Origin of the sequence: Trichococcus ilyis, assembly GCF_900109135.1 — a bacterium.
Lineage (GTDB): Bacteria > Bacillota > Bacilli > Lactobacillales > Aerococcaceae > Trichococcus > Trichococcus ilyis.
This window is the reverse complement of sequence record NZ_FNYT01000006.1, coordinates 70,953-84,715: the sequence shown is the minus strand read 5'-3', so window position 1 is coordinate 84,715 and position 13,763 is coordinate 70,953. Positions and strand designations below refer to the sequence as shown.

Below are 13,763 nucleotides of genomic sequence, written 5' to 3'. Positions count from 1 at the left end.
CCTGTCTAGTCTTCAAATTGTTCCTGAACAAATGCAAGAGCCCCTTGGCCATCACGGGTCAATTTAATGTATTGACCTCCTTGCGTTTTAGCAAGTTTAACGCCCAATCTGTCAGTATCTTGTTTGATATCCTCGTAATTCGAAGCCACTTGAGGTGCCAGGATGACTAAATCATAGTCTTTCATGATATCCATGTGCGCACCATAGCTGCCCGCCGCTGCTTTTACGGGAGTCCCATATTCAGCCGCAGCTTTATTTAAAGCATTGGCAAGAAGGCCACTTGTTCCACCGCCGGCACAAAGGACAAGAACATTTTTAGCTTCTACTATTTTATTTTCAAAAACTTTCGGGTCATTCTCGTTCATATCAGCACTTGCAAGGACCGCTTTGGCTTTTTTTGTATCAAAGCTGCCTTCAACTTTTTCTTTCAAACTATCCGTAGATGATACACCTGCTTTTTCTTCTTCAACAATTTGCGCATCATAAACTTTAAAGAATGGGTAGTAAATCACTACGTCCACTACAATTAAGGTGAGAGCAAGAACAAGTGACATCAACCCGAACCCTGTTCCTATAACAATTCCCAAAGGCCCTGGCGTTGTCCAAGGCAAATTCACGCTAAAGCTGTTCATCCCAATAACATCAACGAAGAATTTGAAAATCCATACGTTAGCGATTGGTGCAAAAATAAACGGCACAAAGAACACTGGATTCAAAACGATAGGTGCTCCAAATAAGATGGGCTCATTAACCCCGAAGAAAGTTGGTACGACTGACGCTCTGCCGATCGCCTTGTTCCGTTTTGATTTTGATAACCACATGAACATGAATGGAACAACCAGCGTTGCACCGGTACCACCCATCGTAACGATAAACATCTGGGTTCCGGACGTCAGAATCTTATCGGCATGCTCTCCAGCTTGTAAAAGTTGGAAATTTGTTTCGATATTCGCATAAGTAATCGCTGCAATAGCAGGTTCAACGATTGATGGTCCATGTATACCAACAAACCAGAACAGTGCATAGGCACCGAATATAATTGTAATGCCCAAGTAACCATCAGCTGCTGTGAATAGTGGCTCGAATAACTTAATGACAGACTCCGCCACATTCGTACCCATAATGTTCCTAGTCAATATATCCAAACCATAAAGAACGACTATCACTAAAGTAAAAGGAATAATATCTTTAAATACTTGAGAAATGTTTGGCGGAACTTCTTCCGGCATCCGGATTGTCACATTATTTTTAACAGTGATATTATAGATATTCACCGTAATGAACGCCGCGAGAAACGCTGTCAATAATCCTTTTGTCCCTAAGAATCCGTTCGCAAACCCACCCTCAACCGGATCCGCAGCAAGGAGTAAGAATCCGGATATGGAAGCCAACATAGTAGAAAGAAAATTAATTTGATTTGTGCTTTCCAGCTTTCTGTTAAAGGCATCTGTTAAAGATTTTGCTGTTGTGCCGGCAACCAAAACGCCTAAGATCCCCATTGTATATCCGTATGGTTTCATGATCAAAGCTTCAGTCGATGCACTCCATGAGAAACCGAAGATATTAGGGACATATGCAATCAATAAGAAAATACTGGAAAACAGAACAACAGGCATCGCTGAGATAAAGCCATCACGTATTGCGCGCAGATAGATATTACGGGACACTTTCTCGAAGAAAGGTTTAGCTTTTTCAATTTGTGCTATCAATGCATTCATCATAATTAGTTGCTCCCTCTTTTATACAATTCAATCATATGTTTCATCAAATCCCTAAGCAGCAATGTTGTCATCAAGTGATCCTGTCCATGCATCATCGTAACGCTGTATGCAATATCATCGCCTGAAGCTTCCATAGTAAGCAAACTTGTCTGAGCTTTATGAGCTTCTTTGATGCTGGTATTTGCTTCTTCACATAAGGCTTCGGCTTTATCATAATCACCTTTTTCCGCTGCTTTTAAAGCATCCAAAAGGTACGATCGCGCTTCACCAGCATAGGCAACAATTTCAAACCCTAATAAAGTAGCTTCTTCCCTGTTCATTTTCATTTCCTCCAATTTTTTCAGATTTTTTCTTTCCAAGATGTTGCTGTCGTTCCAAGAAATTTGCTTCGTGCACCGATAGTATGAAAGTCCGTCTTGCGCTACCGTTTATGTGCAGCTTGCTCACCTTCTTGGATTTGTACTGATTGATTTCGATTCCTTACCCGCTAAATCCGTTCCCGGAAGCGTTTTATTTCCTTATGCCATCATTATAAACAGAACCAAACATAAAATCAATCTTTTTGTTCGTTTTTTTGTTTTATTTTTTTGTTTTTGTTCCTTAAATGTTTCTTTTTGTTTTTTAGTGTGGTGAAACAGCTTTTTTTTTAATGCCCCCCTTTACAAGTTATAAAAAAACGGGAGAGCCCTCTAGGTGAAGGTTCTCCCGTTTTTTCCGTTATTCGAAGTAAGCCACGATCCCTACTGTGATCGCTTTTGCTAAAGTTGTCTGATAAGCGGTTGTCGTCAGCTTGGCCAGTTCGGTCGGCGAGCTCATGTAGCCCAGTTCCAGCAAGACAGCCGGGATGGCCGTTTCGCGCAGGACCGCAAATGTGTTTTTGCGCACGCCGCGGTCTGCCGCTCCCGTGTTGTCGACCAAGGCGTCCTGAATGGCCACGGCCAGTTCCGCGCTTTCCAGCAGCCGCACAGGATCATTGTGCATTTCCTCGTTGATCACCGGCGGATAATACGGATTGTATTCGTAGTAGTACGTTTCGATCCCTGTGACGGTCGCGTTCGAAGGCATCGCATTGTGGTGGATGCTGACGAAAATGTCGGCTCCTGATGCATTCGCTTCGCTCGCGCGTTCAAGCAATCCGACGTATTCATCCGTGTTGCGGGACATGATGACCGTGAATCCCAAAGCTTCCAGATTGGCTTTCACTTTGTTCGAAACGGCCAGATTGATGGTCTTTTCAAAGACACCGCTGTAGGCAGCTCCGGTTTCCGTGCCGCCATGGCCCGGATCGATGTAGACGACTTTGCCCGACGGTGTCACCGTCAAGGCAGCCTTTGCCACCCACCCCAACACTTTGCCGTTCAGTGAAACCAATGCCCAGGTAACGCCATCTGCAGTCACTTTTTCCTGGCTGACGGTCACGCCGGTGCCGAGATAAGTCGCTGTGTTGCCAACTGTCTGATAGCCTTCCGTTCCCCACGGCAGCGTATTGATGCCGTCCGTACCGCGCGTGACGGTCGCCTTGTAGGAAACATTCATCGTGGACACGACCTGATTGAAGAGCGCGTCCTTGGCGATCCAGCCCAATTGTGTGCCGTTCAGCGAAATCAACGCCCAAGTAACACCGTTGTCCGTTTTTTGTTCCTTGCTGACGGTTACCGTCCGGCCCAGATAGGCCGAGCTGTAGCCGACCGTCTGGTAGCCTTTCGTGCCCCATGGCTGCGTGTTGATGCCATCCGTACCGCGGAGCACCGTCGCTTGATAATTCACATTTGTCGTGGACAAAACCTGCACGTAGGTCGGTTCCGTCAGAGCAGTTTTGGCGATCCAGCCGATCTGCGTGCCGTCCAATGAGATCAGCGCCCACGTCACACCGTTGTCCGCCACTTTTTCCTGCGTGACGGTCACTTGCTTGCCGAGGTATGCGGCGCTGGTGCCGATCGTCTGGTAACCTTTCGTGCCCCACGGTTGCGTATTGATGCCGTCCGTGCCGCGCGTGACGGTCGCCGGGTAATTCACGTCTGTCGTTGACAGAATCTGCACATAGACAGTCTTCTTCAGCGCATCCTTGGCGATCCAGCCGAGCTGCGTGCCGTCCAATGAGATCAGCGCCCACGTCACACCGTTGTCCGCCACTTTTTCTTGGCTGACGGTCACCAGTTTGTTCATATAAGTGCTGCTGTTGCCGATCGTTTTGTAGCCTTTCGTGCCCCACGGTTGCGAATTGATCGCATCGGAACTGCGGATGATCGACGCTTCATAATCCACGTTGGTCGTCGACAAGATCTGCACATAGGTCGGCTCCGTCAAGGCGTCCTTGGCGATCCAGCCGAGTTGCGTGCCGTTCAGCGATATCAGCGCCCACGTCACACCGTTCTCCACGACCTGCTCCTGGGTGACGGTCACGCTTTTGCCCAGATAAGTGCTGCTTTGTCCGAGCGTCTTGAACCCGCGCGTGCCCCATGGCGCTGCGTTGATCGCATCCGTGCCGCGTGTGATCGTCGCCGGGTAGTCGACTGTCGTTGTCGACAAGACTTTCAGGTAGGTCGGTTCGGTCAAAGCGTCTTTGGCGATCCAGCCAAGTTGCGTGCCGTCCAAAGAAATCAACGCCCACGTCACGCCATTTTCGACAACTTTTTCTTGGCTGACCGTCACGCTTTTGCCCAGATAAGCGGAGCTCTGGGACAGCGTTTTGAAGCCGCGTGTTCCCCATGGGGCTGCATTGATCGCATCAGCCGCCCGCGTGATTGTTGCCGGATAGTCCACTGTCGTTGTCGAAAGGACAGCCAGATAGGTCACTTCGGCCAAAGCCGCTTTCGCGATCCAGCCGATCTGCTTTCCGTCCAAGGAAATCAACGCCCACGTCACCCCGTTATCGGCCAACTTTTCTTGGCTGACCGAGACGGTTTTGCCCAGGTAAGTCGAGCTGGAGCCGATCGTCTGGTATCCTTGCGTCCCCCAAGGCAGCGTATTGATGCCGTCGGTACCGCGCGTCACCGTGGCTTCGTAATCCACGTTCGTCGTTGTCAAAATCTGGACATAAGCCGTTGTCGAAAGCGCAGTCTCTGTGTCAGCTGCGGATGCAAGCGGAGCGCTGGACGTCCCCAAAACCAAAAGCACAGCCCCGACCCTAGAAAATGCACGCCAATTCAATCTATTTTTATGAAACATTCTCTCCATTTTACCCCTCCAACCAGATAATGAATTCCTGCCATTATTTCAACAATACAACATTATCTTAACATTTTCCAATCCCGATGGCACCCTGTTTTTTGAATCGCTTCCATCCGGCGACCCGAAGACCCAAAGCAAAACAGCCGCTCTTCTTCCCAGTTTGGCCAGGAAAAGAAGAGCGACTGTTGTTATTTCAAAAGCGTTTCGTACGGGATGAAGTAAGCGTAATCCCCGGACAGGATGAAAATCAGCAGGAAGATGACGACCGTGAATCCCAGACAAAAAATCAGATTGACCAGTTTGTTCTTCGTGAAATTCAGGATGAAATACGGCGCCACGAACATCTCATAAGTCGCGAACGGCGAACTCAGACGCCCGCCGACCGTCGCCAGATTCCCGAAAGCGATCAGGATCAGCGAAGCCAGGAAATAGAGATTATGGTATGTCCGGTACTTTTCATCTTTGCGGATATTCGTGAACAGCAAGGTCCCAAAGAAAATCAGCAGTTGCATCAACAGCACCGGATTCAAAAGCCATTGCCCGCCGGTATAGGCCGGATTCGTGAAGTAAGGCGCGTAGCGGGCCGGCACCGCCCACAAGTAAAGCTGCGGCATCTGCACAGCGATGCCCACCGCAACTGCCAGACCGAACAGCACCAGCACCTGCAGCCAGCTGCCGTCATAGAGATAATTCTCGTAGATGTAGCCGACGATGAAGATGAGTGCCGTGATGTGGAACAAGGAGGCGATCCCGACCACCAGCAAGAAGCGGAACAGCTGCTTCTGCTTCATGTATTTCACCGAATAGAGCAGGATGATGCTGGCGATCGAACCGCGGATCTGGCCCATGTCCCTCGCCAAAAAGAAGCGCGAAAAATAATAGAACAGGATCAAGGACGGATATGGGACATTTTTGTACAGATATTTGACCAACAGTCCCATGCTCAGGCATGCGAAGAAGAGAATGAATGCGTAGTAGTTCAATCCCAACTTCAGGAACAGATAATTCAAGAACAGGTAGCCGGGTTCGGCATCGATGCTGCCGTTGATGACATCCGACAAACCGGTCAGGTCATAGAAAAAATAATAATAGGAAACGAAATCGTACCCCGAGTAGTAGCGGAACCCGGCCAGGATAGCCAGCAGGCCGCCGCCGATCAGGACGATCTTTTTGTTGCCGTGCAACACTTCTGCGATGCTGAGCAGCAGCAAAGTGATGAAGGCAAAGACATAGAGTGCCATCCCTTATTCCTCCTCCAATGCTAGATTAGGATGATTTTGATTGGAGTCGCGTAATTTTCCAATAGCGTGCGTTGATTCTTGTACCAGTCTTTGGTGGTGCCATTTTTGCGGGAAACAAGGACGACTTCATCGAACTGCAGCAAAGGATCAGCCGATAGCACGGACTGCGCGAATACATACGGCGCGTCTGCCATCTGCTCCAGACGTTCTTTCACGGCAGCGGGAAGTTGTTCCTCGGACAGGATCAGTTTGCGGGTCGCAGCCGGATGCTGGATGCCATGAGCCAAAGCCGTTTCCTGCTCGGCCGCAGTCGTGTGGGACAGGTCCAGTACCGTATCCTCATCGCTCATGCGGTAGTTGAACACATCCGTGACCTCTTTCCTGAAGAACAGGCGGAAGAAGGCCAGCAGCATGCCGAACAGCAAGCCGCCGATGAACAGGCCGGCTCCCATGACAAGATAGAGCAACAAGCTGGTGTTGCCCGTTTCATTCGTCGGCTCCGGACCTTTCTCCAGTTGGACCACATGCGGTTCGGACAACAGATAGGCGCTCTTGTTGGCGAAGAACGGAATCGTCTCTTCCTGGATCGCATCATAGAGCAAAGTGGCGATGGCTTCATTTTTCGCCTCATCACCGGTGCCGACTGTGATGTGCAGTTCGCTTGTGTCATAATCCGTATCCACATCGATCATGTAGTTGGCCGGGATGTCTCCTTCCTCCATCGCTTCAATCGCATCGGTCGCAACGATCGGCTCCACGGCATTGATGGCTCCGAAGACTTCAGGGGACAACAGGACCGCTTCCAGCAGGTTGAAGTTCGTGAAGGCATAGCCTTCCGTATTTTCGACATAGAAATCGAACCGGACCGCGCCTTCCCGCAGCGCGTCATACTCAGCGTCAGTGATCAGCTGCAGTTCCAGCCCGGTAGCCGGGTCGATTTCCTTGATTTCTTTGACTTTATCATCGCTGAACAATGTGTAGGCAATCGCCAGGGCGTACAGGATGACAAGCGCTAATGCAGTCCCGATGATTGTCTTTTTGTTGTCCTGCAGAAATGCTTTCGTTTCCTTTAGGGTCGGTAAGTTTTTCATGCTGCACCCTCCTTCGCATCATAGATTCTTTCCAGCGCTTTTGCGGTTTTCAGCATATCGAAAGCTTCCAGTTCCGGTTTCGGGCGGTTGCCTTGCGGATCGCCCATGATTTCTGCTTCCCACCGATCCAGATCCGCATCCAGCGGAACGAAGCGGACGTTCTCGGACAATACCGTATCCGGCGAAACTTCCGTCGACAGCACCAGTTTGATGTTGGCGGCCTGCGCTTCCACCGCCACGATCGGCAATCCTTCATACAAGGACGGCAACAGGAAGACGTCCATCGCTTTCAGCAGCTCAGCGATATCTTCGCGTTCGCCCAAGAAAAGCACATGGTCGGCCACACCCATTTCCTTGGCCAAACCATGGATCTCCGCCTCCAGACTGCCGGCGCCGACCGACAACAGGTACGTGTTCGGGTGCTTCTTCAGGATGTGCGCAAAAATCTTCAGCAATAAGCGGTGATTTTTTTGCTCCTCGAAACGGCCGATATGGCCGATCACGAAGGCATCCTGCGGAATATTGAGTTGCGCATGCATCTCTGCCTTCGTCACCGGCACGTTGCGGTAACGGTTCAGGTCGATGCCGTTCGGGATCATGACGAACGGCTGCTCCTTGCCGAACAGGCCGATGCCGGCTTCGTCCGAGCAGCCGAGGAAATCGGTCGCATACTTCATCATCAGGTTGTTGAAGATCGGGCGCACGATGCTGTACGGGAAACGGTTGCCCTTGCCGTCGGAAGTCGCATGGCTGTGGGCGATGCGTTTTTTGACGCCGGCTTTGGCAGCCAGCCACAGGTTCAGGCCGCCGCCGAAGAAGATTTCATTGTGGACGATATCGACTTGGTTCTCCTGCAGCAGTTTGCTGACGGTTTTGATGTAGCGCAGCGGGTGCTTGTTCGGGTTCGGTACGACAAAAATTTTGCCCCCCAATGCGGCGATTTCGTCATGGTACGGACGGACATCGGCAAATTCTTCATAGATGACGAAATCGAATTGGTACTTGGAACGGTCGATGTTGCGGTAGGCGTTCATCATGAAGGTTTCCGCACCGCCCTTTCCCATTCTGCCCTGGAAATGCAGGACACGTTTAGGCTGAGTCATTAGTTAAATTCTCCCATCTTTCTAGAAATTTCCTTTGAGTTTTTCGATCAGCTTCGGCGAGGCATTGCTCAAGAGATGCATCATGCCGGAAGCGAGATAATTCAGGTAGACCGATTTCGATTGGAATAAAAGCTTCATGATTTTTCGGATCGGCGTGTCCGTCAGGCTATGCGCCGTCGCGTGCTGCACGCGCGGATGCTGCATAATCTTTTCGATGTAGCTCCGTTTGCCGGCCCAATCCAGCGGACAACTTGCGCCGTGCAACGGGATGATGCAGGACATCGTGCCTTTCAGGAACAAGGCGCTGAAACCGCCCAGATCCTTGTCGGTCAGAGCCAGCAATTCGTTGTAGAATTCCAGGAAAGTTTCGAATTTGTTGTCGAAATATTTGTTGGTCAGGCTGCTCTTGCCTTCGAAGGCATATTGGTAAAGCACTTCGCTCGTCGTCACGACTTTTTGGGCATGACGGTAGTAGGCGATGTTGAACAGGCGGTCTTCGCAACTGCTGTAGCTCGGGAAAGCGACTTTGTGTTCGCGGATGATGTCCAAGCGGTAGAGCTTGTTCCAGATGACATACATCAGCTGCTTGTTCATCAACGGGTAAAGGTTTTCCAGGAAAGCCGCATTCGAAGTGTAGATCCGATCCTCGGCTAGCACCTGCTTTTCCGAAACGACTTCTCCATTGTCCAAAACCCGCAGATTGTAGGAAGCCACGATCAGATCCGGGTTCTCCTTTTTGATGATTGCCTGGTAGCGTTCCAAAGTGTGGCGTTCGATTTCGTCGTCCGCATCCATCAAAAAGAGATAGCTTCCCTTCGCGCGGGCAATCCCTTGATTGCGGGCGTTCCCCGGTCCATTGTTGGGGATGGTGATGAAAGAGAAGCGGCTGTCCTCGGCAACAAATGCCTGCAGCGCCGCTTCGGTCGCATCCTTCGAACCGTCGTTCACGATGACGACTTCAAAATCGCTGACCGTCTGGCCGGCGATGCTCTCAAGCGTGGCGCGGATGGTGCCGGCGCAGTTGTAGGCCGGGATCACGATGCTGAAAAAAGGTTTCTTGTCCATTTGTTTTCCTTCCTAACGTTGGGCATGATGGAGCACCCAGGCCAGCTGAGCCTGGGGACCTATGCGCTGCTCCCGTCATGGCAACGCCTTATGCCTTGTTCTTTAATTCTTTCGCCAATTCTTTCAGGTACGGGCGCATTTTGTCGGCCGTGTCCTTGTTCTCCAGCCCGAATTCGATATTGGCGATCAACAGGCCGTATTTGTCGCCTACATCGTAGCGTTTGCCGGTGTATTCGTACGCGACCAGCGGATGGATGGCGTTCAGCGATTCGATCGCATCGGTCAGTTGGATCTCATTGCCGGCGTCAGGTTGCTGATTGCGCAGAATGTCGAATATTTCCGGCGTCAAGAGGTACCTGCCGATGATGGCAAGGTTGCTCGGCGCTTCTTCCGGAGCCGGCTTTTCGATGAAATGGTTGACGCTGTAGATATGTTCGCCGACCTTCTCTTTGATGTCGATGATGCCATAGCGGTTCGTCATATTTCCCGGGATGCGCATCGTCGCAACGACACCGCCTTCTGTCTGCTCATAGGTATCCATCAAAGATTTCGTCAATGGAATGTCGTTCGGCATGATGTCATCGCCCAACAGCACAACAAAAGGTTCGTTGCCGATGAAAGCTTCTGCCTGCAGGATCGCATCGCCCAGTCCGTGCGGATACGCTTGGCGGACATAGTGGATGTGCGGAATGTTCGTCTTCTGAACCATATCCAGCATCCCGGTCTTGCCTTTTTCCCTCAGGTTTTCCTCCAAGGCAAAGTTCGCGTCGAAATGATCCTCGATCGGACTCTTGCCCTTGCCGGAAATGATGACGATCTCCTCGATGCCGGAAGCGATGGCTTCCTCAACGACATATTGGATGCTCGGTGTATCCACGATCGGCATCATCTCTTTAGCCATCGCTTTTGTTGCTGGTAAAAAACGTGTTCCTAAACCTGCTGCAGGAATAACTGCTTTCCTTACTTTTGTCATGAGTCTCCCTCTTTCGTGTATAGTCCTTTTTATTATAGCAAATATAACGATGAAAAAGAACGCACCAATGAAACTTCTCATTGGTGCGGTCTCCGGTTATGCTGAAAAGATTTAAATTATTTCGTCCTTAGCTAACGTTCATCCGATGACACGATGAAGTTGAACTGAACCGCAGCATCCGGATCATTTTCAGGAACAGAATACCCCACCATGGCAGCAATCGAAATTGTACCATCGCTGGCAACCCGAACTTGCAGCATGCCGGTTGGATCGTTGCCTTCTGAAACTGCCAGTTGGACGCTTGTGTTTGCAGGGGCATATTCGGACGGGATTTTGAATAACTCCGTCCCTTCCGAACCGATCATCCCTGTGCCCAGGTTCACTCCGACTATTTCGGTCAGCCCGTTGCCGAGATACCGGTAGGAAGCTTCCCCGGTCCATCCGTTCTGAAGGGAGACACCAATTCGTTCTTTGTCGCTATAATCACCGGAAAAATTCCCGGTTTTGCCGGTATGCAAGTAATCAACGTAGCTGAAATATTTGCCAAGTTCATCATTCAACCGGACATCCGGTTCATTTCCGGATCCAAATATTTCCGTCAGATCATAGACAGCCGGTTCCATAACTTCAACATCGAGCCCTTCCGACCTTTCCTCGACCGTGAAGCTCACCTTTCCATCGTCATCAAAAACTATCTTCTCCGGATCATCGAAACTCTCCTGCATTTGCAGGATCGTAGCCACGTCAGTCCAAGCATCCGCTTCGACCCAAGCTTTGTCCGATGTTCCCGCAACTGCCGTTGGAGAGGAAGGCACTGCTGTGATGATGGTGCCCGCCTGATTCAAGCGCACTTTGTACTTCACAAGATAGGAATGCCCTTCTTCAAAAGATTGGAAAGGGAATGAGATGGAAAGATCGCCCCCCTCATCGGCACTGCTGATCTTCGTCACCTTCTTCTGCCCGAATGGCGTCATCTCCGTTACAGTGGCCGGCTCCCCGCCAGAAGCAGAGTCAACTGTAAAGCTGTCCTGCGCATAGTTCGTATAGACGATGCCGCTGTCCATCAATTCCTCAAAATCATAGTTTGGCCCGTCCACCTGCCTATATCGGGATGTGAAAAGCGTATCCGCTGAATAAAAGATCTCGGATTCGGTTTCGACTTGACTCCAACGGTTGTCCGTGAAATGGACACGGTCATTGGTTGCTCCACTGGGAATCAGTTCCATGGTGTCCTCGGAAATTGTACCGAACGCTACCGGAGCCATTTCGATAAGTTCGAACCACGTGTTGCGGAAGTCCACAAATTCCGAGTCTTCATCGATGACGACCCCGTATCCATTGCTCTCCAGCACTGTGTTGTTGAAAGTTGCGTTCCGGAAATTTTCCATCACGATGCCGTATGTATTGTGCATAGCGGAGAGCGAATAGTTTTCGTTCATATTCGAAAAGATTCCGCTGGAGATAAAGCGGTAACCGATATCATTGTATGCCGAATAGATAGTGTTCAGTTCATTATTGTAAAGCAAATCCCCCTGGAAACCAACGCTATAATGGAAGATATTGACATTATAGAAGTCGACGGAACCACCCCATTTTGGCTCTTCAGCATCATTGACGACCTCTATGCCGATGCCTTTTCGCGGCATTCCCTCGCTGCCTGAGGAGACATAAAGATTCGACACGGTCGCGTGGCGCTTGATGCTGACATCAAACAAAACGCCGGAATCCGCAATGATGGTCGCTCCTTTTCCGTCTATTTGAATTTCTCGGTTGATCTTCAATCGTTTTCCCTCACCGATATAGTAGGCCCCTCCCACGAGGTCGATTGTTGGAACTTCACTCTCGAAAGCTGCCGTAAAAGCTTCAAAATTGTCAGTATTTCCCATCAGTTCCCCTTGATCAGCTACTGCCCCTAATTGCCGGACGTTAACAGTCTCATTCTCGATTACCATTTTCGCCTTCATCCCATTATTCAACAAGTGCACGAAAGCTCCATCCTCTTCCAATTGCGGATCATCAACAATCTGGTAAGTGGCTCCCCCCTTATCTTCCTCTTCATAAAAACCCAGCGTCTTGACAATCGCTCCTGCAGCGATGTCTTCTTCCTTCATATCCGAAACCGTACTTTCATACCGGATCGCAATCGGCAAATTTTCCACTGTTGATTCAGGACCCTTCCCGCATCCAGAAAAGACCATCCCGAAGAACAGCCCGATACCAATCCAGCATCTTATTCTTTTCATGATCATTCACATCCTGACATATGATTACTGTCTAAATTATATCCGTAACTCTCCCTTAAGCCTAATTTATGTGAAATTTACAAAAAAACGAAGAAGCCAACTGTAGCCTCTTCGTTCATTAAAATCATTGCATTACATCTCGTATCCGTTCGGATTGTTCTTTTGCCAGTTCCAGGAGTCGCGGCACATATCCGCCAAAGTCTTCTGTGCGGTCCAGCCCAATTCTTCCCTGGCTTTGGTTGCATCCGCATAACAGGTTGCGACATCGCCTGGGCGTCTGTCGACGATCACGTACGGGATTTCGACGCCGTTGGCATCCTGGAAGTTGTGCACCAAATCCAGCACGCTGTAGCCGATGCCGGTACCGAGGTTGTAGATGCCGACGCCATTCGACTCCTTGATCTTGTCCAAAGCCTTGATGTGGCCCAGAGCCAAGTCGACGACGTGGATGTAGTCGCGCACACCTGTGCCGTCCGGTGTGTCGTAATCGTCACCGAAAACGCTCAGGCGCGGCAATTTGCCGACCGCCACTTGCGTGATGTACGGCATCAGGTTGTTCGGGATGCCGGTCGGGTCTTCGCCGATCAGGCCGGACGCATGCGCGCCGATCGGGTTGAAGTAGCGCAGCAAAGCGATGCTCCACTCGGAGTCGGAAACCGCCACATCCTGCAGGATCTGTTCGATCATGACTTTCGTGTAGCCGTAAGGATTCGTCGCGCTCGTCGGCAGATCCTCGGTCAAAGGCGAAACGTTGTTCATGCCGTACACCGTAGCCGAAGAGCTGAAGACGATTTTCTTGACGCCGTGGCTGCGCATCACATCGCACAATACCAAAGAACTCGTGATGTTGTTGTGGTAGTACTCGATCGGCTTCGCGACCGATTCGCCCACCGCTTTGTAGCCGGCGAAATGGATGACCGAGTCGATATCCTCTTTTGCGAAGACCGCATCCAACGCCTCGCGGTCCAGCACGTCCACTTCATAGAAAGTCGGTGCTTTGCCGGTGATCGTTTTGATCCGGTTCAGCACTTCCGGTTTGCTGTTCGAATAGTTGTCGACGATGACCACTTCCTGGCCTGCGTTCAATAATTCCACTACGGTATGGCTGCCGATGTAGCCGGCGCCGCCTGTTACTAATACTGACATAATATCCCT

General features: G+C 50.4%; 10 protein-coding genes. All 10 read right to left on the bottom strand.

The window, feature by feature from the left end; genetic code table 11:
- Positions 1-5: 5 nt before the first annotated feature.
- Entirely contained in the window at positions 6-1,718 is a 1,713-nt protein-coding gene (locus BMX58_RS04590; protein ID WP_204243775.1) for a lactose-specific PTS transporter subunit EIIC, read from the bottom strand.
- A gap of 5 nt (positions 1,719-1,723) precedes the next feature.
- Positions 1,724-2,041: a PTS lactose/cellobiose transporter subunit IIA gene (locus BMX58_RS04585; RefSeq protein WP_016173973.1), complete on the bottom strand. Its 318-nt coding sequence runs from the start codon at positions 2,039-2,041 to the stop codon at positions 1,724-1,726.
- 397 nt (positions 2,042-2,438) lie between these two features.
- On the bottom strand, positions 2,439-4,898 hold the full coding sequence (locus BMX58_RS04580; protein ID WP_068622617.1) for a GW dipeptide domain-containing protein: 2,460 nt from the start codon (positions 4,896-4,898) through the stop codon (positions 2,439-2,441).
- A 182-nt stretch (positions 4,899-5,080) separates the two neighbouring features.
- Positions 5,081-6,133, bottom strand: coding sequence for an EpsG family protein (locus BMX58_RS04575; protein ID WP_068622615.1), 1,053 nt, complete (start codon positions 6,131-6,133; stop codon positions 5,081-5,083).
- Positions 6,134-6,153: 20 nt separating this feature from the next.
- Positions 6,154-7,224 carry a hypothetical protein gene (locus BMX58_RS04570; protein ID WP_068622613.1) on the bottom strand — a complete coding sequence of 357 codons (1,071 nt, stop codon included), beginning with the start codon at positions 7,222-7,224 and terminating at the stop codon, positions 6,154-6,156.
- A complete protein-coding gene (locus tag BMX58_RS04565) occupies positions 7,221-8,327 on the bottom strand; it encodes a glycosyltransferase family 1 protein (protein WP_068622611.1) in 1,107 nt (368 codons plus the stop codon). Before BMX58_RS04565 ends, BMX58_RS04570 begins: the two co-directional genes overlap by 4 nt.
- Positions 8,328-8,348: 21 nt before the next feature.
- Entirely contained in the window at positions 8,349-9,392 is a 1,044-nt protein-coding gene (locus tag BMX58_RS04560; RefSeq protein WP_068622609.1) for a glycosyltransferase family 2 protein, read from the bottom strand.
- An 88-nt stretch (positions 9,393-9,480) separates the two neighbouring features.
- Positions 9,481-10,365 carry a UTP--glucose-1-phosphate uridylyltransferase GalU gene (gene galU, locus BMX58_RS04555; protein WP_068622607.1) on the bottom strand — a complete coding sequence of 295 codons (885 nt, stop codon included), beginning with the start codon at positions 10,363-10,365 and terminating at the stop codon, positions 9,481-9,483.
- A gap of 131 nt (positions 10,366-10,496) precedes the next feature.
- Positions 10,497-12,608 carry a hypothetical protein gene (locus tag BMX58_RS04550; protein ID WP_068622605.1) on the bottom strand — a complete coding sequence of 704 codons (2,112 nt, stop codon included), beginning with the start codon at positions 12,606-12,608 and terminating at the stop codon, positions 10,497-10,499.
- Positions 12,609-12,740: 132 nt separating this feature from the next.
- Positions 12,741-13,754 (bottom strand): UDP-glucose 4-epimerase GalE, encoded by a 1,014-nt coding sequence (gene galE, locus BMX58_RS04545; RefSeq protein WP_068622603.1) that lies wholly within the window; start codon positions 13,752-13,754, stop codon positions 12,741-12,743.
- Between the last annotated feature and the right edge of the window lie 9 nt (positions 13,755-13,763).

Bases quoted from the DNA above. Each gene is read 5' to 3' on its own strand.
- BMX58_RS04590 (WP_204243775.1), bottom strand. From the start codon at position 1,718: ATGAATGCATTGATAGCACAAATTGAAAAAGCTAAACCTTTCTTCGAG.
- galU (WP_068622607.1), bottom strand. From the start codon at position 10,365: ATGACAAAAGTAAGGAAAGCAGTTATTCCTGCAGCAGGTTTAGGAACA.
- galE (WP_068622603.1), bottom strand. From the start codon at position 13,754: ATGTCAGTATTAGTAACAGGCGGCGCCGGCTACATCGGCAGCCATACC.
- BMX58_RS04560 (WP_068622609.1), bottom strand. From the start codon at position 9,392: ATGGACAAGAAACCTTTTTTCAGCATCGTGATCCCGGCCTACAACTGC.
- BMX58_RS04550 (WP_068622605.1), bottom strand. From the start codon at position 12,608: ATGAAAAGAATAAGATGCTGGATTGGTATCGGGCTGTTCTTCGGGATG.
- BMX58_RS04570 (WP_068622613.1), bottom strand. From the start codon at position 7,224: ATGAAAAACTTACCGACCCTAAAGGAAACGAAAGCATTTCTGCAGGAC.
- BMX58_RS04575 (WP_068622615.1), bottom strand. From the start codon at position 6,133: ATGGCACTCTATGTCTTTGCCTTCATCACTTTGCTGCTGCTCAGCATC.
- BMX58_RS04565 (WP_068622611.1), bottom strand. From the start codon at position 8,327: ATGACTCAGCCTAAACGTGTCCTGCATTTCCAGGGCAGAATGGGAAAG.
- BMX58_RS04580 (WP_068622617.1), bottom strand. From the start codon at position 4,898: ATGGAGAGAATGTTTCATAAAAATAGATTGAATTGGCGTGCATTTTCT.
- BMX58_RS04585 (WP_016173973.1), bottom strand. From the start codon at position 2,041: ATGAACAGGGAAGAAGCTACTTTATTAGGGTTTGAAATTGTTGCCTAT.